Raw genomic sequence first — 21,981 nt, 5'->3', positions numbered from 1 at the left:
AGCACCACGATAGTGCATCCGCGCCCCCAATGGGCATTCGCGGGGCTCCTTCGGCGTGGGAGAGGCCGCACGAGGCGCAGAAACCGCGTCCGGGGACGGGCTCAGTCCTCGGGAAGCGCCGCGAAGGCCGCCTTGGTGTCGCGGTACCAGCCGAGCGACTTCTTCGGGTGCCGCCAGCGGCCCTTCATGGCGTCGCGGGCCTCCTGGTGGGTGGCGTCACCGGCCTTCTCGGCCGCCTTGAGGTGCTGGTCCTGGGCGTTGATGACGTCGTCGGCGGTCTCGCCCTGGTGGGCCAGGTCGCAGGGGCCGCCCAGATCGCGGCAGGTCATGGTCTTCATGTCGTTCTCCTTCGATTGGTGGGGCGGGGTGTGACATCAGGTGCGCGGCTCGCCGCCGTCACGCCGTACGACGGTCGCGAGCAGGTCGGGCGCGGCGCGGAAGGTGATGGCGCGGACCAGCCCGTCGGCGACGGTGAAGTCGAAGACGACCTTGGCCTCGCCGAGGTGGAACCAGGCCGTGCCCGGCCGGTCCTCGACGAAGACCGGCAGTGCGGCCTGGGCGCTGCCGCTGAAGAAGGTGGCGACCTCGTCGCGGCCCTCGATCCGGCTGGGCGTCCCGGCGAGCACCGCGGCCTCGTCGGCGCCGACGGTGGCGTCGGGGGCGAGCAGGCGCAGCAGCCGCTCGAACTCGCCGTTCTTGGCGGCGGCCATGAACGCGTCGACCACCTCCCAGTCGGCGAGCCGGTCCTCGGGCCGGGGTTGGGAGACCTTGGCCCGGGCGCGCGAGGCGAGCTTGCGGGCCGCGACGGGGGTGGTGTCGAGGACCGTCGCGATCGTCGGGAACTCGAAGCCGAAGCTGTCGTGCAGCACGAAGGCGACCCGCTCGCGCGGCGACAGGCGGTCGAGGACCACATGCAGGGCCAGGCCGACGGTGTCGGCGAGCGCCACGTCATCGGCCGGGTCGGCGCTCGTCTCCGGGGGGTCCACCTCCTCGACGGGCACGGGAGTGCGAGAGCGCAGCCGGTCCAGGCACAGGCGTGTGGTCACGGTCGTGAGCCAGCCCGGCAGGTTCTCGATCTCGGCATCGGTGCCGTGCAGCCGTAGCCACGCCTGCTGCACGATGTCCTCGGCCTCCGCGTGGTCGCCGAGCACGCGGCTGGCGATCGTGACGAGGCGCGGCCGCTCGGCCTCGAAGCTCTCCGTCTGGTCCACGGTCCCTACCCTTCCATCCGTTCCGGTCACCTGCCTGACGCTCGAGCCGAGCCAGGTGTGACCGATTCGCTGCCGCGGCCTCGGCGCTGGCCTAGCCTCCCGGGCATGACGACCGAGGGGGCCGCCACGGCCCGGAGCCTGCTGGACCGGATGGAGGCCGCCATCGCGGCCCGCGACACCGCGGCCCTGGACGCGCTGTGCGTCGAGGACACCGTGCTGTTCGGGACCTCGGCGGCCAACTTCGGCGGCGATGAGTCCCGCGCCTATGTCCGGCTGGTCGCGGAGAGCAACGCGGTCCGCTGGCTCCTCGACCGGTGGGCGGTCGTCCACGAGGACGACGGCCACCTGCTGGCCACGGCGACCGGTGTGGTCGAGGGCGACGACGGCGCCACGATCGAGCGCTTCGACTTCCGGCTCACGCTGTGGCTGGTGCGCCAGGGTGACCAGTGGCGGATCGGGCACTTCCACGGGTCGGTCCCGCAGACCTGAGCGCGCTCACGCCGGCACCACCGCCCCGGGCTTGCCGGCGTCGGCGTAGGAGCGCACGACGGACACGTTGAGCGGGAAGTCGATCGCGAGGTCGCGAAACAGCAGCGACGAGGCGGTCGACGCCGCCTCGGCGGCCTCGGCTGCGACCACGTCCGCGAGAGCCCGCGGGGTGTGCACGACGATCTCGTCGTGCAGGAAGAAGACCAGGTGTGGCCGCGAGGTGAGCTCGCCGGTCCCACCCAGGCGCCAGAGCCGGTTGCGCAGGTCGGCGACCCAGCACAGCGCCCACTCGGCCCCGGTGCCCTGCACGACGAAGTTGCGGGTGAACCGGCCGAACGCACGGCGTCGTCGCGCCTGGCTCTCGGGATCGGCCGGCGGGCCTTCGGGGTCGCGCTCCCACGCGTCCCCGAGGCCGGGTGAGCCGCGACCGAGCAGGGTGCGGACCACCTGGCCCCGCTCGCCGGCGCGGGCGGCCTCCTCGACCAGCCCGAAGGCCTCGGGGTAGCGACGGGTGAGCCCGGCGACCATGCGGCCGCTCTCGCCGCTGGTGGCGCCGTACATTGCGCCGAGCAGGCCGAGCTTGGCGTGCTGCCGGGTCGCGACCGCGCCGTCGTCGACCATGCCCTGGTAGAGGTCGGCGCCGCGGGCCGACCGGGCGAGCGCCCGGTCGCCGCTCATGCCCGCGAGCACGCGCGGCTCGAGCTGGGCGACGTCGGCGACCACGAGCACCCAGCCGTCGTCGGCGATCGCGGCGGGGCGCACCTGCAGCGGGATGGACAGCGCGCCGCCACCGTTGGACGACCAGCGCCCCGTGGCGGAGCCGGCCGGCTGGTACGACGGCCGGAACCTCCCCTCCCGCACCCACTGGTCGATCCAGCTCCATCCGTTGGTCGAGAACAGGTGCGCGAGCTGCTTGTAGCGCAGCAGCGGCGCGACGCCCGGGTGCTCGAGCGCGCGCAGGGACGAGGCGCGGGTGTCGTCGGTCTCCAGCCCGGCTCGGCGCAGCGCCGCGAGGAGCTCGGGGCGCGAGTCCGGGTTCAGGCCCGGCGCGTCGAACGCCGCACGCACCTCCCCGGCCAGCGCCTCGAGCAGCAGCGGGCGGGCACCGCGAGGCGGGCGCGGCCCCAGCAGGTCGGTGAGCAGCCGCTCGTGCACGTCGGTGCGCCACGGCACCCCGGCGTACGTCATCTCCGCGGCGGCCAGCGCGCCCGAGGACTCGGCCGCCAGCAGCAGCCCGAGCCGGACGGACTCGGCGGAGGCCTCGACGGCGGCGCGCTGGCGGGCGTCCTCGAGGTCGGCGCGCAGGTGCTCGGCGGTGTCGTCGACCGAGAACAGCGCCGGGTGCGAGGGCGCGCTGGGCCCCAGCCCGTCCCAGTGCTGCGACTCCTCCCCCTCCAGCAGCCGGCCGTCGACCGCGGGCGCCCGGCGCAGCAGGTGATGTGCGAGACGCAGGTCGTGGCAGCGCCCGACGCGCACGCCCGCCGCGAGCAGGGGCGGGTACCACCGCGCCGTGTCGTCCCAGACCCATCTCGGCGACTCGCGCTCGCGCTCGCGCACGTACGCCGACAGCTCGCTCAGCGTCAGGTCGACCTGGCCGTCCGGGGCGACCGCGCGCACGCGCTCCCCCGGCAGGCGCGACAGCGAGACCCGGGTCATGGCCCCAGCCTGGCACCGGCCGGGGACGCCGGCACGGAGCGGGTGCTCCCCGCTACCAGGCGCGGTTGACGTAGACCCGGTCGGCGCCCGCGGCGGGCAGGGCGAAGCGCTGACCGCCGTACCGCACCCGGACCTTCTTCCAGCCGGGCACCAGGCCGCGGACGACCACGCGCACGCGCCCGTCGACCAGCTTGCCGACCACCTTCTTGGCGCCGATCCGGACCGTGGCCCAGCCCCCGAGGTCGTCGACGCCCGGCGCGGTCACCCGCACGACCACGACGGCCTTGCCCACCGCTCCGGTCGGCCGGACGCCCACGGACGACGGGGCGAACACCCGGGTCGGCGTCCGGATCTCGTGGGCGGCGCTGCGGTAGCTGGCGCGGTCGAGCCGTACGACGGCCGATATCCGGGCCCCGACGTCCGCGGGCTGCAGCACGTACGTCGAGCCGACGGCGCCGGGGATCGTCACCCCGTCACGGCGCCAGGAGTAGCTGACGGCGGCGTCCGCAGGAGAGAAGGTGCCGGGCGTGACGGAGAGGGTCCGGCCGGCACGGGTCACCCCGCTCACGCCGAACGGACGGGTGAACTCCATGGTGCCTGCCAGGATCGCGGGCGTGGGTTGCGCCTGCACGCGCTTCTGGACGTAGCCGGGCGCCGTGGCGGTGACCACGGCGGTGACCGGCTGGTCGATCTGCGCCTGACCCAGCCGGAGCCGCCATCCGGTGGCTCCCGCGATGGGCGTCGGACCGGCGTACCACTGGACGGTGGTCGCGCTCGGGTTGGGCGCCCAGGAGCCGCGGGTCGCGGTGAGGACCTGGTCGACCTCGGGGACACCGTTGATCACCGGCGGCTGGGGGTTCTGCAGGTCGCCGGGCGCCACCTTGGCCGCGATCACGTTCGATCCGACCGTCGTCGCCGGGTAGCCGGCCCTCGTGGCCGTGACCTTGACCGAGATCTTGCGGTCCAGCTGCCGGGCGGTGGGCACGAACCTGGTGGCCGTGGCACCCGGGATCGCGACCCCGTGGGCGTACCACTGGAAGTGGTAGCTGCCCGCGGGCTTCCAGGTGCCCGCGGACGCCGCGAGGGGCACCCCGACCTTGGGGGTGCCGGTGACCGCCGGGCGCGCGACGTTGGTGAGCACCTTGTCGTTGAAGTGGATGAACCCCGAAGGCCAGCGGCCGTCGGCCTTCTTCAGCCTTCGCCAGTGGAAGTCGCCTCCCCAGCTGTCCTCGCTGATGACGATCTCGGTGCTGGAGACCACCTGCTCGACGTAGGCCACGTGGCCGCTCGAGCCGGTGCCGGGCGCGTTGGCGCGCCACCAGGCCACCGAGCCGACGACGGGCGTCGTGTCGGTGATCTTGGACATCTTCAGGCCCCACTCGCTGGCGTTGCCGCCGCCGGACCACGGGCGCGTGTTGGGCAGGCCGCTCTTCACCATCCGGTACGCCGCGTAGTTGGTGCAGTTGTGCCCGCTGTACATCCGCCAGAACATCTGGCCGGCGACCGCGCGGTAGCCGGCGTGGGGGTAGCCGGCCTCGGCACACGCCGCGTAGCCGGTGCAGAGGTAGGCGCTCGCCCGCTGCTCGACGGCCCCGTAGCGGGTCAGCGACGGGGCGGGCAGTCGGTCCTTGTCGCCGTCGTTGTCGGCGGTCGCAGGAGCCGCGCCGAGGGGCGCCAGCAATGCCAGCAGGGCCCCCAGCGCCCAGGCACGGCGCAGCCGACGGGTCCGAGTCACGCAGCGGAGATTACGCACGTGTCAAGCACCTTGTCAGCGTGTCGGCGAGAATTTCACATCTGTAACTCGCATCCCACCGCTCACGCCAGCCCCAACTGTCCCACACTGTGGACGGGCCGGGAGCGGGGCCCGCACCGCACCAGCACCGGGTCCCACACGAGGCCAGCACCCGTGGACGCCGGCTCCGGTGACATGATGAACGACATGCCTGGAACCAACCTCACTCGGGACGAGGCCGCTACCCGCGCCTCCCTCCTGGCCGTCGAGTCCTACACCGTCGACCTCGACCTGACCGTGTCCGACAAGGTCTTCGAGAGCACGACCGTTCTGCGGTTCAGCTGCTCGGAGCCCGGCGCCTCCACCTTCGCCGACCTCGTCGACGCGACCGTCCACGAGGTGACCCTCAACGGACGGAGCCTGGACCCCGCCGAGGTCTACCGCGACTCGCGCCTGGCGCTCGAGGGCCTCGAGGCCGACAACGAGCTGCGGGTCTTCTGCGAGCTCCCCTACAGCCACACCGGCGAGGGCCTGCACCGCTTCGTCGACCCCGTCGACGACCGGGTCTACCTCTACTCCCAGTTCGAGGTGCCGGACGCCCGCCGGGTGTACACCACCTTCGAGCAGCCCGACCTCAAGTCGACGTTCACGTTCAACGTCACCGCTCCCGACCACTGGAAGGTCGTCTCCAACTCCCCCTCCCCCACCCCCGAGCCGGTGGCGGGAGCCGAGGGCAAGGCCGTGTGGCGCTTCGCGCCGACCAAGCCGATGTCGACCTACATCACGGCCCTCGTCGCCGGCGAGTACCACGAGGTCCAGCACACCTACTCAGGCAAGCACGGCGACATCCCGCTGGGCCACTACTGCCGCCAGTCGCTGGTGGAGTTCCTCGACGTCGACGAGCTGGTCGACCTCACCGAGCGCGGCTTCGCGTTCTTCGAGGAGGCCTTCGACTTCCCCTACCCGTTCGGCAAGTACGACCAGCTCTACGTGCCGGAGTACAACATGGGCGCGATGGAGAACGCCGGCTGCGTGACGCTGCGCGACGAGTACCTGCCGCGCAGCCGCCAGCCGCGGTCGTTCTACGAGTTCCGCTGCAGCGTGATCCTGCACGAGATGGCGCACATGTGGTTCGGCGACCTGGTGACCATGAAGTGGTGGGACGACCTGTGGCTCAACGAGTCCTTCGCCGAGTGGGCCTGCTACCACGCCGAGGTCGAGGCCACCGAGTACACCGACGCCTGGACCGGCTTCGCCAACGCCCGCAAGCAGACCGGCTACCGCCAGGACCAGCTGCCCAGCACCCACCCGATCGCCGCCGACAACCACGACCTGCAGGCGGTCGAGGTCAACTTCGACATGATCACCTACGCCAAGGGCGCCTCGGTGCTCAAGCAGCTGGTCGCGTGGGTCGGGCTGGAGGACTTCCAGGCCGGGCTGCGCCAGTACTTCAAGGACTTCGCCTACGGCAACTCCGAGTTCAAGGACCTGCTGGCGGCCCTCGAGCGGGCATCCGGGCGAGAGCTCGGCGGGTGGGCCCAGGAGTGGCTCCAGACCGCAGGCGTCAACACGCTGACGCCGGAGTTCGAGGTCGACGACGAGGGTCGCTACCGCGCCCTGGCCGTACGCCAGACCGCGCACCCGGACTGGCCGACCCTGCGCCGTCACCGCATCGGCATCGGCCTCTACGACGAGGTCGAGGGGCGCCTGGTCAGGCGCGAGTACCTCGAGACCGACGTCGAGGGCGAGCTCACCGAGGTCCCCGAGCTCGTCGGACAGGCGCAGCCCGCCCTGCTCCTGCTCAACGACAGCGACCTCACCTACGCCAAGATCCGGCTCGACGAGCGCTCGCTCGCAACGGTGGTCGACGGGCTGTCCAAGCTCGACGACTCCCTCGCGCGCGCCCTGGTCTGGGGCGCGGCCTGGGACATGACGCGCGACGCCCAGATGCGCGCCTCCGACTTCGTCGCGCTCGTGCTGCGCAACATCGGGGCCGAGACCGACTCGTGGGGGGTCAGCCGGATCCCGACGTACGCCGCGCAGGCGGTCAACCACTTCTCGGCCAAGGAGCACCGCCCGCAGCTGCGCGCGGAGTGGGAGCGCGGTCTGCGCGAGCTGCTCGTCGCGGCCGCGCCGGGCAGCGACCACCAGCTCACCTTCGCCCGTTCCTACGCCGCCATCGCCCACAGCGACGCGGCGATCGCCGACCTGGAGGCCCTGCTCGACGGGTCGCTGGCCTTCGAGGGCCTGGCGGTCGACCAGGACCTGCGCTGGGTGCTGCTCACCTCGCTCGCCGCGGCCGGCGCCGCCGGCGACGACCGCATCGACGAGGAGCTGGCGCGCGACGGCACCATCGCCGGCCAGGAGCACGCGGCCGCGGCGCGCGCCGCGCGCCCGGACCCCGAGGCGAAGGCGGCGGCGTGGGAGGCGGCCATCACCAAGACCGACACCCCCAACGAGACGCAGCGCTCGATCATCCTGTCGTTCCAGCGCACCGGCCAGGACGAGGTGCTGGCGCCGTACGTCGACGCCTACCTCGCGGCCGCCGACGACATCTGGGAGCGGCTCGGCACGCAGCGGGCCTCCACCGCGCTGGAGTTCATCTTCCCGCGCCAGCTCGCCAGCCCCGAGCTGCTCGAGAAGGTCGATGCCTGGCTGGAGGCCTCGCCGGCCAACCCGGCCGCGAAGCGCTACGTGCGCGAGGGCCGCGCCGACGTGGCCCGCGCGCTCGCCGCCCAGGAGCGTGACGCGCAGGCCTGAGCGTCAGTAGGGCGTGCAGAAGCCGAAGGTGGTGGGCGAGCTCGCCGAGACGGTGGCGTTGTGGCTCGCCCCCACCAGGACCCACACTCCCGTGGGTGCGTGGAACGACTGGGACTGGGCGTTCCAGAGGTTCGTCGGCTGGGCGGTGAGCCAACGGTTCGTGGCCGTCAGCCCGGGTGTGCTGTGGTCGATCTTCGCTCGCCAGGGCACGAGTGTCGGCGAGGTGGTCGTGACGGTCACCGTGGCGCAGTAGCTGTTGGTGTTCCACGCGTTGTCCACGACGGCGCTCACCGTGGCGTCGACCAGCGCGCTGCCACCGGTCTGGAGCGGGGCGCAGTAGGTCCAGGTCACCGGGGAGCCGGCCTTGATGTAGGCGTTGTGCGTGACCCCCTTGGCCACCCAGGTCCCGGTCGGCGCCGCGAAGTCGTGCGACGCCACGTTGGTCAGCGTCGTGGGGACCGCGGTCAGCCAGTAGCCGGCAGCGCTCACGCCCGGGGTGGTGCGGCTGATCGTGCTCTTCCACGCGATCCAGTCGGAGGAGGCCGTCGAGACCGTGACGTTGGCGCAGAACTGCCCGTTGCCGGTGCTCGTGACCGTCACCGCGGACGTCGCCTCGGTGAGGACCGCCTGGGAGAGCGGTGCGCAGAAGCTCCACGTCTGCGGGCTGCCGGCCGTGATGTAGGCGTTGTGGCTCACGCCTCGCAGGACCCACACCCCGGCATTGAAGGAGACGGTGCTCGCGTTGCTCGGCGACCCGGCCGCCGCGAGCCGGTACGGCGTGGCGGTGAGTCCGGGGGTCGTGTGGTCGATGGTCGCCTGCCACCGGACCCAGTCGGTCGCCGTGGTCGAGACCGTCACGTCGGCGCAGTACGTCGTGCCGCCGAAGCTGGTCACCGTCGCCGTCGCCGTCGCGGCGGCCACGTCGGGCGCCGCCGTCGGCGCGCAGTAGCTCCACGTCGCGGGACTGCCGGCCTTGACCACGGCGTTGTTGCCGGCGATCCCCTCGACCACCCACGTGCCGGTGGTGGCGTCGAACGACGCCGTCTGCGCGTTGCTGGGCGAGGGTGCGGCCGCGAGCCAGTAGGCCTGGGAGGTCAGGCCGGGGGTCGTGTGCGAGATCGTCGTCTGCCACCGGACCCAGTCGGCGGCCGTCGTCGTGACGGTGACCTGCACGCAGTACTGCTGCTGGCCGAAGCTGACCGCCATCGACGACGTGGTCTGCCCCGGGGTCGCCGAGCCGTTGTAGGGCGCGCACCAGCCGAACGTCCGGCTGCTCCCCGCCCGGACGAAGCCGTTGTCGTCGTCCGGGCCGCGGACCAGCCAGGCGCCCGTGCTCGGGTCGAAGTCGACCGTGGTCGCCCCCCAGCTGCTCGTCGGAGGGGCAGCGAGCCAGTAGGCGGGAGCCGAGAGCCCGGGAGTCGCACGCGTGATCGTCGCGCTCCACCGGACCCACTCCGCCGACGTGCTCGAGACGGTCGCGGTGACGCAGTACTGGCTGGCCTGGGCCTCGACCACGAGCGAGAAGGTCCCCGGGGTCAGGCCGGGGACCCCCCGCGCGGCGCAGTACTCGAACTCGGTCGACGCGCCCGGGGCCAGCACCGCGTTGCCCGGCTCCCCCTTCACCTTCCACGCCGTCGGCGTGAAGGAGACGGTGACGACCCCGGACGACGACGCGATCGACGTGCCCCCCTGCGCCGCTACGTCCACGGTGGTACCCCAGGTGACCGACTCCGTGGACGTGTTCGTGACCGTGACCGTGGCGCAGTACTCCCCCGGGTCGTCGGAGTCGATGACCTGGACGACCTCGACCGGGTTGCCCGACAAGGCCGCGGCCCGTGCCGTGGAGTACAGGTCGTCGGCCAGCAGCCCGCCCAGGGTGGCAGCGGTCCCCACCGGGGCCACCACGAGCGCGACGACGCCGGCGATGGCGACCGCACCGGTGCGGGAGGTGAGCACGTGCTGGCGGACCGGCCGGTGCGGCACCGCCCGGCGCCGGCCCGGCAGCCCCCCGGAGCCACCGGGCGGTCCGCGTCGCCGGCCGCCACCGCGCCCGGAGGTCAGGACCGCGAACATCGTGAACATGCCGCAGGCCGCCGCCATCGACAGCGGCGAGGTCACCCACCTCAGCAGGAACGCGCCGTACGGCACCCGGGCGACGACCGCGCCCTGCACGTTGCGGTCGGTGGGCCGCCACTTATCGTCGCCGTCGTTGTTGTCCCCGCGAGTGACGTAGGCGTCGCCCTCGATGTCGACGACCCGATGCACGACGAAGACCCCGGCGCCGACCTCGCCGTCCGGGACCGCGTAGACGATGGGCTCCCCGACCTCGTAGTCGCCGGTGCGCCAGGTGACGACCGCGTCGCCGGTCTCGTAGGTCGGCAGCATCGAGTTGCCCGACACCACCGTCAGGCCGAGCTTCGCCCCGAACGGGGCGGGCAGCGCGAGGTAGACCAGCCCGAGCGTGAGCAGCCAGGCGAGCACGCCGACCAGGCGGCGGGCCCGGCGCCACCAGCGCCGGCCCCGCCGCCGGACGATGATCACCTCGGGGCTCATGGTCGTGGCGTGCCTGTCAGCCCGCCCTCAGGGGCGGGCTGAGCAGGACATCGTCAGTTCTCGGTCAGCCGCTGATCACGACGGCGATGTGCTCGACGGCCTCGGCGTCCACACCATCCACCGCCGGCGGCCCCGCCACACTTGTGGGGAAGGTGACCACGTGCTTGTAGCCCGCGGTCGCCAGGCCGGCAGCGTCAGGGAGCGTCGCCGAGCCGTCGTCCAGCGTCGGCTTGGTGGTGCCGATCGTGCCACCGAGGGTCACGGCGACGGACTGCCCCGCACAGTCTTCGTCGATCCCCGTGAGGGTGACCGTGTCGACCTCGTAGACGCCGGTCATGTCGGCGTAGGTGGTCCCGTACTTGACGGCGATGCCGTCGGTGTCGCAGCTGGCGACGACGGAGGTGTCTGCGCCGAGGTCGTCGGAGGTGATGCCTCCGAGGGTCGCTGCCGACCCCACGACGGCGGCGAATGCGGTAGTGCCGGCTGCGAGTGCCAGCACGAGCTGCTTGCTCATGAGCTTGTTTTCTCCCCTGTGATTCACGCTTGTCCTGGATGGACGTGGGAGGAAACATCCCCGCACGCGGTGCGTGCGGTCCGAGACGACGTCTCCCACGGTCGACGGCGGCCCCCACCCACGTCGACTGAGCAGAGTCGACCATGCGCCCGGGGCACGCGCCAGGGATGTGGCGGGATCGTGGAGGTCCTGTGGACGAACCGTTTCCGAACCGAGGACTACGCGCTGTGCAGGGTCTCCGGGGAGCGCGCGTGGTCGGCCAGCAGGTGGATGCCGCGGCGCAGGCCGCCGACCAGGTCGCCGGCCGCGAAGTCGGTCTGCATCGCCAGGACCGCGAGCTCGACCTCGGCGTCGGTGAGGGTGCGCCGGACGTAGCCGCCGGTCACGACCTCGAGCGCGTGCGCCTCCGGGTCCACCATGATCAGGATGCTGCGGGCCGGGGCCACCAGCGAGTTGTGCAGGCTGGTCGCGAAGCGGCGCGGCTCCGGGCCCGCCGACCCGACGAACACCGAGATCTCCGCGCGGCAGAGCTGCTCGGCCTTGCGGATGGCCTCGTCGAGAGCGACGCGGTCGGCGCTGCTGAAGGGGTCACCAGCGGCCACTTGCGCCACCAGCCTCCGAGGTCTCGCCGTCCGGCGCCGCGAGCTCGCCGGCGCTGCGCCGCGGCCCGCCGAGCCACTGGTTCTCGACCACCGGCCGGCCCGGCGCGAGCCGCTCGCCGCGGATCAGGGCCGGGAGCAGGACGGCGAGCGTGATGACGACGAAGAGCAGCACCGGGAGCCCGACGAAGACCAGCAGCGCGTGCGTCGCACTGGCCGGCTCGCCGTCGGGCCAGCCCTCGGACGGCTCGGCCATGGCGGGGGCTGCGAGCGCGACGGACAGGCCGAGCGAGGTGAGGCCGGTCACGAGGACCACGACGCTGCGGCGGAGGACGAGCGGGAGCTGGGAGATCACGCGCCACAGCCTATCGGCTCGGTTCGATCGGCCCGCGCCGAGATGCTATGCATGAGCGCATGTTCGCTCTCGAGACCACGGATCCCTGCGCGGCCGGAGAGCAGGTCTGCGACGCCGCCTTCGAGTGGACGGGCAGCTCGACCGCCGCCGACGTCGCCGATGTCCTGATCGGCAAGCCCCTCGCGCTCACCGGCCTGCTGCTCCTGGGCCTGGTGCTGAGGTGGGCGCTGCACCGCGTCGTCGACCGCGTCGTACGGCGCGCGGAGGCCGGTGTGCTGCCCGACAAGGTGGGCCGCTTCTCCATGGTCCGCAAGGGCGCCAGCCACGCCGCCTCCTCGGACGTCGTGACCGCGACCCGTCGGGTGCAGCGGGCCAAGACCATCGGCAGTCTGCTGAAGAGCATCATCACCGGGGTCCTGGTGGCGATGTTCGGCACCATGATGCTCAGCGAGCTCGGCGTCAACATCGCCCCGATCATCGCCAGCGCCGGCATCATCGGCCTCGCCCTCGGCTTCGGGGCCCAGTCGCTGGTCAAGGACTTCCTGTCGGGCGTCTTCATGATCCTGGAGGACCAGTACGGCGTCGGTGACGTCGTCGACGTCGGCGAGGCCAGCGGCACCGTCGAGGCGGTCAGCCTGCGGATCACGCGGCTGCGCGACGTCAACGGCACCGTCTGGTACGTGCCCAACGGCGAGATCATGCGCGTGGGCAACATGAGCCAGAACTGGGCGCGCTCGGTGCTGGACATCAACGTCGCCTACGACGAGGACCTCGCGCGCGTGCGCCGGGTGCTGCAGGAGGTCGCCCACGACCTGTGGGAGGACGACGACTACAAGGCCGTGGTGATCGAGGAGCCCGAGGTCTGGGGCGTCGAGCAGCTCGGCATCGACGGCGTGACGGTGCGGGTGACGCTCAAGACCGCTCCCCTGGAGCAGTGGGCGGTGGCCCGCGAGATGCGGCAGCGGATCAAGGCCCGCTTCGACCACGAGGGGATCGAGATGCCGTTCCCCCAGCGCGTCGTGTGGAACCGCACCGAGCCGGCCGCCCCCGCCGCCGAGGCCGGGGACGACCAGCCCTAGCCGGATCAGGCCAGCGCGGCGTCGAGCGTGATGGTGGTGCCGGCCAGCGCCTGGCTGACGGGGCAGCCGGTCTTGGCGGCCTCCGCGGCAGCGACGAAGTCGTCGTTGCTCATGCCCTCGACGACGCCACGGACGGTGATCTTGATGCCGGTGATGCCGGTGCCCGGGGTGAGCTCCACGTCGGCGGTGGTGTCGAGCGAGGTCGGCGGGGTGCCGGCCTTGGCCAGGCCGTTGGACAGCGCCATCGAGAAGCAGGACGAGTGGGCCGCGGCGATGAGCTCCTCCGGGCTGGTCTTGCCCTGGGGCTCCTCGGCGCGCGCGGGCCACGAGACGTCGTACGTGCCGAGCCCGGAGGACTCGAGCGTCACCTTGCCGGCACCCTCGAAGAGGCTGCCTTCCCAGTGCGTCGTTGCGGTGCGGGTGGTTGCCATATGCGGATCACTCCCAGTTGTTCGGATGGGCAATGGGTCGGGCGGGCCCTGCTCAGGCTGGGCCGTCCCGAGTCTGGCACGCCGCACGACGATGCCGGGTGCGTGCCCACGGGAGAGCGACCAGCACAATGGGGCCCGTGACCACGTTCTACGACGAGATCGGCGGCTTCGAGACGCTGCGACGCATCGTCGCCACGTTCTACGAGGGCGTGGCCGGCGACGAGGTGCTGCGCCCGCTCTACCCTGAGGAGGACCTCGGCCCCGCGGAGGAGCGCTTCCTGCTCTTCCTCGTGCAGTACTGGGGCGGCCCGACCACCTACTCCGACCAGCGTGGACACCCGCGGCTGCGGATGCGGCACGCCCCCTTCGTGGTCAACCCGGAGGCCAAGGACCGCTGGCTGCTGCACTTCCGCGAGGGGCTGGACGCGGTCGACCTCACCCCCGAGCAGGACGCCCGGTTCTGGGACTACGTCACCCACGCCGCCCAGTTCATGGTCAACACGCTCGACTGAGCGAGACCGGCGGAGCCGAGGTAACGCCACGGGCCGCTCGCGACAGGTACCAGGTGTCCGACCATCCGTCTGCCCGCGCACCGGGCCCCGACCGAGGAGCGAGATGACCACCGCGACACCGCGCCGCCCTCGTCGTCGCGGCTCTCCTCCGCCATGGTGGCGGATGCTCCTCAGCCCTCGCCTGCGCACGGCCGGCCTCCGCCGCCGCGCGGACCGGGCGCCGGCGCCCCGGGAGTCCGCATGACCGCCACCCGCCACCCCGAGCTCGGGCTGAGCGCACCGACACTCGAGCCGCAGGACGACCTCGTCCACCGGCTCGCGGCGCTCGCGGCCGCCTCTGAGGCGACCCCGCGAACCCGACGCTTCCTGCGGTGGCGGGTGGCACTGGCCACCGCCGGACTGGTCGGCATGGGCATCGGTGGCGCGTGGGCGGCCGGGACGATCTCCGTTCCCGGCCTCCCCGACCGGGACCGTCCCCCCGCGGTCCGGCCGTCCACGCCGCCCCCGAGCCCGTCGGACAGCTCCTCGGGCAGCCCCTCGAGTGACACGTCGAGCAGCCCCTCCAACGGCACGTCGAGCAGCCCCTCGAGCACCCTGTCGGGCAGTCCCTCGAGCACCCTGTCGAGCAGCCCGACGCGCGGCGCCTCCACGCCGGCGCCGTCGGGCACGCTCGACGTTCCCCCCGAGTCGCCCGGTCCGGCGAGTGGTACCGCGCCCCTTCCCGAGGACGGTACGCAACCTGGAGCCGCCGGACCGGGCTCCGGGAACGGCCCCCGCCATGGCCACGGTCACGGCCATGGCTCGGGCAACGGCCCGAAGACCGGCCAGGGGCACCAGGGGCCTCACCCGGGGCAGCAGGGCCACCAGGGACACGACGGTCGACCGGGTCATCAGGGGCAGCCGGGCGACCGGGGCGGTCGCGGCGACCGTCCGACCGAGGACGGGAGCGGCTGACCCCAGGGTGCATCGCGACGACGACCAGATCTCCCGGGCGAAGACTGGTGACCCGGACGCCTGGCGAGAGCTCTACCGAGCTCACGCCGGGCGACTCGTCGTGTGGTTGAGCACCCGGCCCAGCGGCGACTCGGCGGTCGCTCCGGAGGACCTGGCCGGCGAGGCCTGGCTGGTCGCGGCGCGTCGGGTGTCCGACTTCACCGGCACTTCCGAGCAGTTCGCGGGCTGGCTGTTCGGCATCGCCCGCAACCTGGCCGCCACCACCGACCGCCGCAGCCGGCGCCGGCGTACCGACCCCGGCCTGTCGGAGACGCTCGAGCTGCCGGCCGACGACGTGATCGCCGAGGCCGAGGGCCGCGACTGGGTGCGGTCCGCCCTGGCGACCCTGCCGCCGCGTGAGCGCGACGTCGTCGCCTGCATCGACGGCGTCGGCCTGGACGTGGCCGGGACCGCGGAGGCCCTGGGGATCAGCGCCGTGGCGGTCCGGGTGGCGCACCACCGAGGCCTCAAGCGGCTCCGTGCGGCCGTGACCCCGGAGCAGCCGGTGACCCCGGCCGGACTCGGCTGAGCGGACACCGCCCTCACCGGTGGGCCGGTGCGGCGCCACATGGGGCCGTTGCGTCATGTGTTTGTGCAGTTGTGCAACGGAGGGCGCGATGCTTTGTGAGGATTGACGACGATGGTGGAGCCAAGTCCCGCCAGGATGAGCCATCGCCCCGCGCCTCCAAGGAGAAGTCATGCCTCGCCGACAGGTCATCGCCTGCAGTGCCACGTCGCTCGTGCTCGCCCTTGGCCTGTCCGCCTGCGGGGGTGACGATGACTCACCGGGTGGGTCGGGCGGGGAGTACGCCGACGGCGGCGTGTTCACCATGGCCCTCGCCAGCGACCCTGGGAACCTCGACCCGTCCATGACGCCGAGCTCGGTGGCCCGCAGCATGCTGGGCCTCAGCTACGACAGCCTTGTCTACGTCAAGGAGGACGGGACCGTCGTCTCGGGCCTCGCCTCGACCTGGGAGGCCGACGCCACCTCCGCCACGTTCACGTTAAAGCCCGACATCACCTGTGCGGACGGCAGCCCTTTCACCGCCCAGGACGCCGCGGACAACATCGCCTACATCGCCGATCCGGCCAACCAGTCGCCCCTCAACGGCGTGCTCGCTCACGACGGCATCACCGTCACGGCGGACGACGCCGCCGGGACCGTCCACGTCGAGTCCCCCGACCCCAACGGGTTCCTGCTCGCCGAGCTGTCGGGGATCTTCATGATCTGCCGAGCTGGCCTCGACGACCACGAGTCGCTGGCCACCGCGACCGTCGGCACCGGTCCGTGGCAGCTCGACGAGGCCGTCGCTGATGACCACTACCGGTTCTCCCCGACCGACGGCTACACCTGGGGACCCGACGACACCGCCCTGGAGGGAGCGGGCATCCCGGACGAGGTGAACGTGCGGATCATCCCGAGCGCCACCACCGCAGCCAACCTGCTGCTCTCCGGGGAGGTCAACTACGCCGCGGTCGCGGGCTCCGACGCCGAGCGCCTCGACGCCGCGAAGCTGGAGGCGGTCGAGTCTGTCTCCACCGCGGGCGAGACCTGGTTCAACCACGACGAGGGCCACCCAGGCGCCGACCCGGCCGTACGCAAGGCGCTGACCGTCGGGACCGACCTGGCCGAGCTGTCCAAGGTCGCCACCGCCGGGCGCGGCCGGCCCTCAGAGGGGTTCATCACGCTTCAGCCCAACCCGTGCGCGGGCGGCGACACGGTGACCGGGAACCTGCCCGACTTCGACGCCGACGCGGCGCGCGCCATCCTGGAGGACGCCGGCTGGACCGAGGGCTCCGACGGGGTGCGGGAGAAGGACGGGACGCCGCTGACCATCGACTTCCGCTACGACGCCCAGGGGCTGACGGCGCGCACCGCCGGTGCGGAGTTCCTCGCCTCCCAATGGGAGGACCTCGGCGTCGACGTGGACCTCAAGGCGCTGCCCGAGGCCCAGCTCAACGAGCTGTTCTTCGGCACCGGCGCGTGGGACGTCGCCTGGGCCCCGTTCACGTTCAACCTGCCCTCCCAGATGGTGGCGTTCGTATCCGGGCCCGGCGTCGCCGACGGTGGGGCGAACTTCTCGAACATCAAGAACCCCACCTACGACGCTGCCGTCGCCAAGGCGACTCCTCAGGCCAACGACGCCGGTTGCGCCGACTGGGCCGACGCCGAGAAGGCCCTGCTGGCAGATCTCAACCTGGTCCCGATGTTCGACAACGTTGACCGCAGCTACCTCAACCGGGTGGAGCTGACGGCGCCCGGCGGTCAGATCTGGGGCTCGACGGTTCGCCTCCTTCAGGGCTGACGCCCGCGCATGACCGCCGTCGACGCGCCCCGAACCACTAGCCTGGACTGGGCATCCACCTGGTGGTGGTTCGGGGCCCGACGGCTGGTCCGCTTCGTCGCCTCGCTGTGGGTCCTGGTGACCTTCGCCTTCCTGATGATCCACCTCACCCCGGGCGACCCGATCCGGGCCGCGCTGGGACCGCGCGCGTCGGCGGCGATCGTCGAGGGGCGGCGGGCGGAGCTGGGCCTCGACGACTCCATCCTCACCCAGTACCTGCGCTATCTCGGGCATCTGGTGACCGGTGACCTCGGGCAGTCATTCCAGTCCCGGCTCCCCGTAGGCCAGATCATCAGCGACCGGCTTCCGCACACGCTGAGCCTCGCGGCCGCCGCGTTCGCGGTGATTCTGCTCGTCGGGATCCCCGTCGGCCTGCTCGCCGCGATCCGCACCCGCAACGGTCGACACCGAGGCTCGGAGCTCACGTTCACCTCGGCCTCGACCCTGGTCTCGGCGGTACCCGACTTCCTGGTCGCCGTCGTGCTGGTCTTCAGCTTCGCGGTCTCCTGGGACCTGCTGCCGATCGCCGGACGCTCCGACGCGTCCTCGTACCTGATCCCGGTCCTCGCCCTCGCCGTCGGGCCGGCCGCCGGCGTCGCCCGGATCGTCCGCGTCGAGATGCTGGGGGTGCTCGGCCGCGACTACATCCGGACCGCCCGCGCGAAACGGCTCCCAGCGCGGCTGGTCTACCTCCGCCACGCTCTGCCCAACGCCCTGACGGCCACCCTGACGGTCAGCGGCCTGCTGCTGTCCGGACTGATCGCGGGCACCGTCCTGGTCGAGACGGTCATGGCCTGGCCTGGCCTGGGACCGACCCTCACCGGCTCGATCATCAACAAGGACTTCCCGCTGGCCCAGGGCATCGTGCTCGTCTACGGCACCCTCGTCCTGCTGGTCAACCTCGTCGTCGACCTGGCCCTGGCCGCGCTCGACCCGCGAGCGACCGTGCGGGGGCGCTGATGCGCCGCCTGCTCTCCACGCCGCTGGGCCTGGCGGCCTTCGGCTCGGTGGTCCTCCTGCTGGCGCTCATGGGTCTGGCGCCCCTCATCTGGGGCGACCAGGCCTCCGAATACCACACCGACGCCATCGTGCAGGGGCCGAGCGCCGAGCATTTCCTGGGCACGGACAACCTCGGGCGCGACATCCTGCTCCGCGTCCTGGTCGCCACCCGGCTCGCGGTCGGGCTGGCGCTGCTGGCCACCCTGATCGGCCTCGTCCTGGGGGTGCTCATCGGCTCCATCGGGGCCTTGGCCGGCCCCCGGGTCAGCCGGTTCGCCGACGCCGCAGTCAGTGTGGCCGTGGCCTTCCCCGGCCTGCTGCTGGCCATCTTCTTCGCGATCATCTTCGGTGTCGGCCAGACCGGCGCGGTGCTCGCGCTCGGTGTCGCGGCGGCACCGTGGTTCGCTCGACTGACCCAGACCCTGGTGGCGTCGGTGCTCGAGCTCGAGTACGTCGCGGCCGCCCGCGTGATCGGCATCGGCCGGTTCACGGTGCTGCGTCGCCACATCTTGCCCAACATCGGCGAACCACTCGTCATCAACGCCGCCATGGGCGCGGGCGGTCATCTCCTGGCCTTCGCCGGCCTCTCCTTCCTGGGGATCGGCGTCCAGCCGCCCGACTACGACTGGGGCCGGCTCCTCCTCGAGGGCGTCGCGAACATCTACAGCAACCCGGCCGCCGCGCTGGGTCCGGGCCTGGCCATCGCCTTCGCCGGCCTGGCGTTCAGCCTGACCGGCGAGGTGGCCGCCTCAGCCCTCGGCAGCCGGGACACGCGGGTGCCGGCCGCTCCCCGGCACCGGGCCGGTGAGGCGTCCGGCGTGGCCTCCGGAGGCGCCGCACCGCAGGGCGACGACCTGGTCCTGGACGTCGTTGACCTGCGCGTCGAGGTGCCGGCGGCTGGCGGAACGGCCCTGCCCGTGCGCGGCGTCAGCATCCGGCTGCGCGCCGGTGAGTCACTCGGCATCGTCGGGGAGTCCGGCTCGGGCAAGAGCCTGACCGCCATGGCCATCGCCCGGCTGCTCGAGGCCCCGCTGAGGGTGGAGGCCGGGCGACTCGCCTTCGACGGCCACGACCTGCGAGTGGGGTCCGAGCGCGAGGTGCGCACCCGGATCGCCGACTCGATGGCGGTGATCTTCCAAGACCCCATGAGCTCGCTGAATCCGGCGCTCCGCGTGGGACGACAGCTCTCCGAGGTGGCCGAGGTGCACCAGGGGCTGACCAAGGAACAGGGGCTGCGACGCGCCGTCCAGGTCCTGGACGGCGTGCGCATCCCGGAGGCGGAGCGTCGAGCTCGGCAGTACCCGCACGAGTTCTCCGGCGGCATGCGCCAGCGGGCGATGATTGGGATCGGGCTCATGGGCCGACCCCGGCTGCTCATCGCCGACGAGCCGACGACCGCGCTGGACGTGAGCGTGCAGCACCAGGTGCTCGAGCTTCTCTCGCGGGTGCGCTCCGACGCGGACGCCGCCCTGATCCTGATCTCGCACGACCTCGCCGTCGTCACGGGGATCTGCGACCGGGTCGCGGTCATGTACGCCGGACAGATCGTCGAGCAGCTGAGCGTGGCCGACCTGCGCAGCCGGCCCGCCCACCCCTACACCCGGGCGCTGCTCGCGGCGGTCCCCGACCTGGGCACGGACCGGGAGCGCCCGCTCGCCAGCATCCCGGGACGCCCGCCGCGCCCGGCCGAGGTGCCCCCCGGGTGCGCGTTCGCCGACCGTTGCCCGGTCGCCACCGCTCGCTGCCACACCGAGCAGCCGCCGCTGGACGGGCCTGAGGGCCACCTCGTCGCGTGCTGGCACCCCCAGTCCGGACCCATCCGGGTCGTGGAGGACCCCCACGAGAGCGAGCCGGCCTGATGGCGACCCTGGAGTTCCGCGACGTCCGGGTCCGCTACGGACACGGCGCCCAGGCGGCGACCGCCGTCGACGGCGTGAGTCTCACAGTGCCTCCCGGAACCGTCGTCGGTCTCGTCGGCGAGTCGGGGTCGGGCAAGACCACACTCGCCCGGACCGCCGTCGGCCTGGCTCCGCTGAGCGGCGGCTCGGTCCTGCTCGACGGCGCGGACCTGACGGCGGGGCACCGTCGTGGACGTCCACGGCCGGTGCAGATGGTCTTCCAGGACCCCTACTCCTCCCTCGACCCGCGGCTGACCATCGGCGCCTCGATCACCGAGGCCATGGTGGGGGTGCGCGACCGCGCCGCCCGGCGGGCCGAGCTGCGCCGCCTGCTCGAGCTCGTGCACCTGGACCCGGACCGGTCGGGCCAGCGGCCGGGCGCCCTCTCCGGCGGCCAGCGACAACGCGTGGCGCTGGCGCGAGCCCTGGCCGGTGGCCCCCAGGTCGTGATCGCGGACGAGATCACCTCAGCCCTCGATGTCTCCGTACAGGGAGCGATCCTCAACTTGGTGCGCCAGCTCCAGCGCGAGCTGGGGCTCTCGCTGCTGTTCATCTCCCACAACCTGGCCGTCGTGCGCTACATCAGCGACCACGTCGCCGTGATGCGCGACGGCCGGCTGGTGGAGTCCGGGCCGACTCTCGAGGTCCTCGGCGAGCCACGTGAGGCCTACACCCGCTCCCTCCTCGACGCCGTGCCGACCCTCGATCTGGCCACCGGCGTGGCCACGACACCCAAAGGACCCGCCGCATGAGCGCCACGTCCACCACGACCTCGCCTTCGCGCGCCGACCTCCCCACGCCGGCCGACGTGGAGCGCGCCCACGCCGCGGCCGCCCGCGCGGCCGCGGAGGCCGGCGTGAACATCCGCCTCGCACACGACGTCGTCGACCTCGACGCCGCCCGCGCCACGATCGACGCGGTCTGGCGCCCGCAGCCGGACAACCCGCCCGTGACCAGGGGCATGCTGCGCGCCCTGACGCACGCCGGCTCCTACTGCGGCGTCGCGCTGGACGGTGGAGTGGTGGTCGGGGCGAGCGTCGGGTTTCTCGGGCTGCACGGCACCGGGGCGGCACGGGAGGGCCTGGGTCACGTCCCGCCTCCCGTGCCGCTGGTGCACTCCCACATCACCGGGACCGTCCCCGAGACCTCGGGGCGCCACGTGGGACGGGCGCTCAAGCTGCACCAGCGCGCCTGGGCCCTGGAGCACGGGATCACCACCATCACCTGGACCTACGACCCCCTGGTCCGTCGCAACGCCTACTTCAACATCACCAAGCTGGGCGCCCGGGCGACGGCGTACCTGAACGACTTCTACGGGGACATGACCGACGGCCTCAACGTCGGCCAGGGCAGCGACCGGCTGGTCGCGACCTGGACCCTCCTCGACCCGGTTGTGGTCGCCGCCGCGGACGGCGTCGTCGCGGCCCCACCGGTGGCCGGCCTGATGCAGGCCGGCGGGCGCGTCGTGCTCGAGGACGACGACGACTCGCCTGTGGTGCTCGCCGATGGGCAGGGCGGGGTACGGGAGAGGGTGCTGGCGCGGGTGCCGGCCGACATCGAGCGGTTGCGCACCCGCTCCCCCGCACTGGCCAGCGCCTGGCGAGAGGCGGTCCGCGCTAGCGTCGGCGACCGGATGCGCGCCGGCTGGGAGGTCACGGCCTTCAGCCGCAGCGGCTACTACGAGCTCACGCCGACCGCCACGCCGGCAACAGGCGCCCCGTGAGGGTCGAGCAGGTGGAGCTGCACCGAGTCGCGATGCCCGGGCCTCGGCGTGGAGGTGCTGCCCGATGTGCTCGACCGCTTCACCGTCGGGGTCGACCTGGTCTGAGGTCATACTGAGCCGCGGGGCCGCCGC

At 72.7% G+C, this 21,981-nt stretch carries 20 protein-coding genes; 10 read left to right on the top strand and 10 right to left on the bottom strand.

Going from position 1 to position 21,981, the window contains the following annotated elements; genetic code table 11:
* Window positions 1-101: 101 nt before the first annotated feature.
* Both LQ940_RS05680 and LQ940_RS05675 read right to left on the bottom strand, forming a co-directional pair.
* Window positions 102-338, bottom strand: a complete 237-nt coding sequence (locus LQ940_RS05680) for a DUF1059 domain-containing protein (RefSeq protein ID WP_231242018.1) — start codon at window positions 336-338, stop codon at window positions 102-104.
* 36 nt (window positions 339-374) lie between these two features.
* The gene (locus LQ940_RS05675) at window positions 375-1,211 is read right to left on the bottom strand and encodes a sigma-70 family RNA polymerase sigma factor (protein ID WP_231242019.1); all 837 of its coding nucleotides are present in this window, start codon (window positions 1,209-1,211) and stop codon (window positions 375-377) included.
* A 105-nt stretch (window positions 1,212-1,316) separates the two neighbouring features.
* On the opposite strand from LQ940_RS05675, the gene LQ940_RS05670 reads away from it, so the two are divergent.
* Window positions 1,317-1,700: a nuclear transport factor 2 family protein gene (locus LQ940_RS05670; RefSeq protein ID WP_231242020.1), complete on the top strand. Its 384-nt coding sequence runs from the start codon at window positions 1,317-1,319 to the stop codon at window positions 1,698-1,700.
* A gap of 6 nt (window positions 1,701-1,706) precedes the next feature.
* Here the strand turns inward: LQ940_RS05670 and LQ940_RS05665 are convergent, their stop codons facing one another.
* Both LQ940_RS05665 and LQ940_RS05660 read right to left on the bottom strand, forming a co-directional pair.
* Complete coding sequence (locus LQ940_RS05665; RefSeq protein WP_231242021.1) at window positions 1,707-3,356, bottom strand: bifunctional 3'-5' exonuclease/DNA polymerase; 1,650 nt, start codon at window positions 3,354-3,356, stop codon at window positions 1,707-1,709.
* Window positions 3,357-3,408: 52 nt separating this feature from the next.
* On the bottom strand, window positions 3,409-5,091 hold the full coding sequence (locus LQ940_RS05660; protein WP_231242022.1) for a CHAP domain-containing protein: 1,683 nt from the start codon (window positions 5,089-5,091) through the stop codon (window positions 3,409-3,411).
* Between the two features lie 204 nt (window positions 5,092-5,295).
* On the opposite strand from LQ940_RS05660, the gene pepN reads away from it, so the two are divergent.
* Window positions 5,296-7,848 (top strand): aminopeptidase N, encoded by a 2,553-nt coding sequence (gene pepN, locus LQ940_RS05655; RefSeq protein ID WP_231242023.1) that lies wholly within the window; start codon window positions 5,296-5,298, stop codon window positions 7,846-7,848.
* A gap of 3 nt (window positions 7,849-7,851) precedes the next feature.
* Here pepN and LQ940_RS05650 read toward each other — a convergent pair whose 3' ends face one another.
* From LQ940_RS05650 to LQ940_RS05635, 4 genes are all read right to left on the bottom strand, one after another.
* Window positions 7,852-10,401, bottom strand: a complete 2,550-nt coding sequence (locus LQ940_RS05650; protein ID WP_231242024.1) for a signal peptidase I — start codon at window positions 10,399-10,401, stop codon at window positions 7,852-7,854.
* 64 nt (window positions 10,402-10,465) lie between these two features.
* On the bottom strand, window positions 10,466-10,915 hold the full coding sequence (locus LQ940_RS05645; RefSeq protein WP_231242025.1) for a hypothetical protein: 450 nt from the start codon (window positions 10,913-10,915) through the stop codon (window positions 10,466-10,468).
* A gap of 218 nt (window positions 10,916-11,133) precedes the next feature.
* Window positions 11,134-11,517: a DUF5130 family protein gene (locus LQ940_RS05640; RefSeq protein WP_231365074.1), complete on the bottom strand. Its 384-nt coding sequence runs from the start codon at window positions 11,515-11,517 to the stop codon at window positions 11,134-11,136.
* Window positions 11,504-11,869, bottom strand: coding sequence for a hypothetical protein (locus LQ940_RS05635; protein ID WP_231242027.1), 366 nt, complete (start codon window positions 11,867-11,869; stop codon window positions 11,504-11,506). The genes LQ940_RS05640 and LQ940_RS05635 overlap by 14 nt, the downstream gene beginning before the upstream one ends.
* A gap of 59 nt (window positions 11,870-11,928) precedes the next feature.
* Here LQ940_RS05635 and LQ940_RS05630 point away from each other — a divergent pair, with 59 nt between their 5' ends.
* Entirely contained in the window at window positions 11,929-12,948 is a 1,020-nt protein-coding gene (locus tag LQ940_RS05630; protein ID WP_231242028.1) for a mechanosensitive ion channel family protein, read from the top strand.
* A 5-nt stretch (window positions 12,949-12,953) separates the two neighbouring features.
* Here LQ940_RS05630 and LQ940_RS05625 read toward each other — a convergent pair whose 3' ends face one another.
* Complete coding sequence (locus tag LQ940_RS05625) at window positions 12,954-13,379, bottom strand: OsmC family protein (protein ID WP_231242029.1); 426 nt, start codon at window positions 13,377-13,379, stop codon at window positions 12,954-12,956.
* Between the two features lie 128 nt (window positions 13,380-13,507).
* Between LQ940_RS05625 and LQ940_RS05620 the strand changes: the two genes are divergently transcribed.
* Complete coding sequence (locus LQ940_RS05620) at window positions 13,508-13,891, top strand: globin (protein WP_231242030.1); 384 nt, start codon at window positions 13,508-13,510, stop codon at window positions 13,889-13,891.
* 170 nt (window positions 13,892-14,061) lie between these two features.
* On the opposite strand, the gene LQ940_RS05615 is transcribed toward LQ940_RS05620, so the two are convergent.
* Window positions 14,062-14,559: a hypothetical protein gene (locus LQ940_RS05615; RefSeq protein WP_231242031.1), complete on the bottom strand. Its 498-nt coding sequence runs from the start codon at window positions 14,557-14,559 to the stop codon at window positions 14,062-14,064.
* A gap of 110 nt (window positions 14,560-14,669) precedes the next feature.
* On the opposite strand from LQ940_RS05615, the gene LQ940_RS21730 reads away from it, so the two are divergent.
* The 6 genes from LQ940_RS21730 (at window position 14,670) to LQ940_RS05585 (ending at window position 21,849) form a co-directional block, all read left to right on the top strand.
* Entirely contained in the window at window positions 14,670-15,413 is a 744-nt protein-coding gene (locus tag LQ940_RS21730) for an RNA polymerase sigma factor (RefSeq protein WP_331275726.1), read from the top strand.
* A gap of 169 nt (window positions 15,414-15,582) precedes the next feature.
* The gene (locus LQ940_RS05605; protein WP_231242033.1) at window positions 15,583-17,190 is read left to right on the top strand and encodes an ABC transporter substrate-binding protein; all 1,608 of its coding nucleotides are present in this window, start codon (window positions 15,583-15,585) and stop codon (window positions 17,188-17,190) included.
* A gap of 9 nt (window positions 17,191-17,199) precedes the next feature.
* A complete protein-coding gene (locus LQ940_RS05600) occupies window positions 17,200-18,189 on the top strand; it encodes an ABC transporter permease (RefSeq protein ID WP_231242034.1) in 990 nt (329 codons plus the stop codon).
* A complete protein-coding gene (locus LQ940_RS05595; protein ID WP_231242035.1) occupies window positions 18,189-20,087 on the top strand; it encodes a dipeptide/oligopeptide/nickel ABC transporter permease/ATP-binding protein in 1,899 nt (632 codons plus the stop codon). Before LQ940_RS05600 ends, LQ940_RS05595 begins: the two co-directional genes overlap by 1 nt.
* A complete protein-coding gene (locus LQ940_RS05590) occupies window positions 20,087-20,878 on the top strand; it encodes an ABC transporter ATP-binding protein (RefSeq protein WP_231242036.1) in 792 nt (263 codons plus the stop codon). Before LQ940_RS05595 ends, LQ940_RS05590 begins: the two co-directional genes overlap by 1 nt.
* Entirely contained in the window at window positions 20,875-21,849 is a 975-nt protein-coding gene (locus tag LQ940_RS05585) for a GNAT family N-acetyltransferase (RefSeq protein ID WP_231242037.1), read from the top strand. Before LQ940_RS05590 ends, LQ940_RS05585 begins: the two co-directional genes overlap by 4 nt.
* The last annotated feature ends 132 nt before the right edge of the window (window positions 21,850-21,981 follow it).

Source organism: Nocardioides sp. cx-173, from assembly GCF_021117365.1.
Taxonomy (GTDB): Bacteria; Actinomycetota; Actinomycetes; order Propionibacteriales; family Nocardioidaceae; genus Nocardioides.
Note: the sequence above shows the minus strand (reverse complement) of the source record. Positions and strands in the feature narration are given on the sequence as shown.

What these genes read in the sequence shown, in the direction of transcription:
- LQ940_RS05680 (WP_231242018.1), bottom strand. Translation starts at nt 338, where the DNA reads ATGAAGACCATGACCTGCCGCGATCTGGGCGGCCCCTGCGACCTGGCC.
- LQ940_RS05670 (WP_231242020.1), top strand. Translation starts at nt 1,317, where the DNA reads ATGACGACCGAGGGGGCCGCCACGGCCCGGAGCCTGCTGGACCGGATG.
- LQ940_RS05665 (WP_231242021.1), bottom strand. Translation starts at nt 3,356, where the DNA reads ATGACCCGGGTCTCGCTGTCGCGCCTGCCGGGGGAGCGCGTGCGCGCG.
- pepN (WP_231242023.1), top strand. Translation starts at nt 5,296, where the DNA reads ATGCCTGGAACCAACCTCACTCGGGACGAGGCCGCTACCCGCGCCTCC.
- LQ940_RS05650 (WP_231242024.1), bottom strand. Translation starts at nt 10,401, where the DNA reads ATGAGCCCCGAGGTGATCATCGTCCGGCGGCGGGGCCGGCGCTGGTGG.
- LQ940_RS05645 (WP_231242025.1), bottom strand. Translation starts at nt 10,915, where the DNA reads ATGAGCAAGCAGCTCGTGCTGGCACTCGCAGCCGGCACTACCGCATTC.
- LQ940_RS05630 (WP_231242028.1), top strand. Translation starts at nt 11,929, where the DNA reads ATGTTCGCTCTCGAGACCACGGATCCCTGCGCGGCCGGAGAGCAGGTC.
- LQ940_RS05625 (WP_231242029.1), bottom strand. Translation starts at nt 13,379, where the DNA reads ATGGCAACCACCCGCACCGCAACGACGCACTGGGAAGGCAGCCTCTTC.
- LQ940_RS05620 (WP_231242030.1), top strand. Translation starts at nt 13,508, where the DNA reads ATGGGGCCCGTGACCACGTTCTACGACGAGATCGGCGGCTTCGAGACG.
- LQ940_RS21730 (WP_331275726.1), top strand. Translation starts at nt 14,670, where the DNA reads ATGGCCACGGTCACGGCCATGGCTCGGGCAACGGCCCGAAGACCGGCC.
- LQ940_RS05605 (WP_231242033.1), top strand. Translation starts at nt 15,583, where the DNA reads ATGCCTCGCCGACAGGTCATCGCCTGCAGTGCCACGTCGCTCGTGCTC.
- LQ940_RS05600 (WP_231242034.1), top strand. Translation starts at nt 17,200, where the DNA reads ATGACCGCCGTCGACGCGCCCCGAACCACTAGCCTGGACTGGGCATCC.
- LQ940_RS05595 (WP_231242035.1), top strand. Translation starts at nt 18,189, where the DNA reads ATGCGCCGCCTGCTCTCCACGCCGCTGGGCCTGGCGGCCTTCGGCTCG.
- LQ940_RS05590 (WP_231242036.1), top strand. Translation starts at nt 20,087, where the DNA reads ATGGCGACCCTGGAGTTCCGCGACGTCCGGGTCCGCTACGGACACGGC.
- LQ940_RS05585 (WP_231242037.1), top strand. Translation starts at nt 20,875, where the DNA reads ATGAGCGCCACGTCCACCACGACCTCGCCTTCGCGCGCCGACCTCCCC.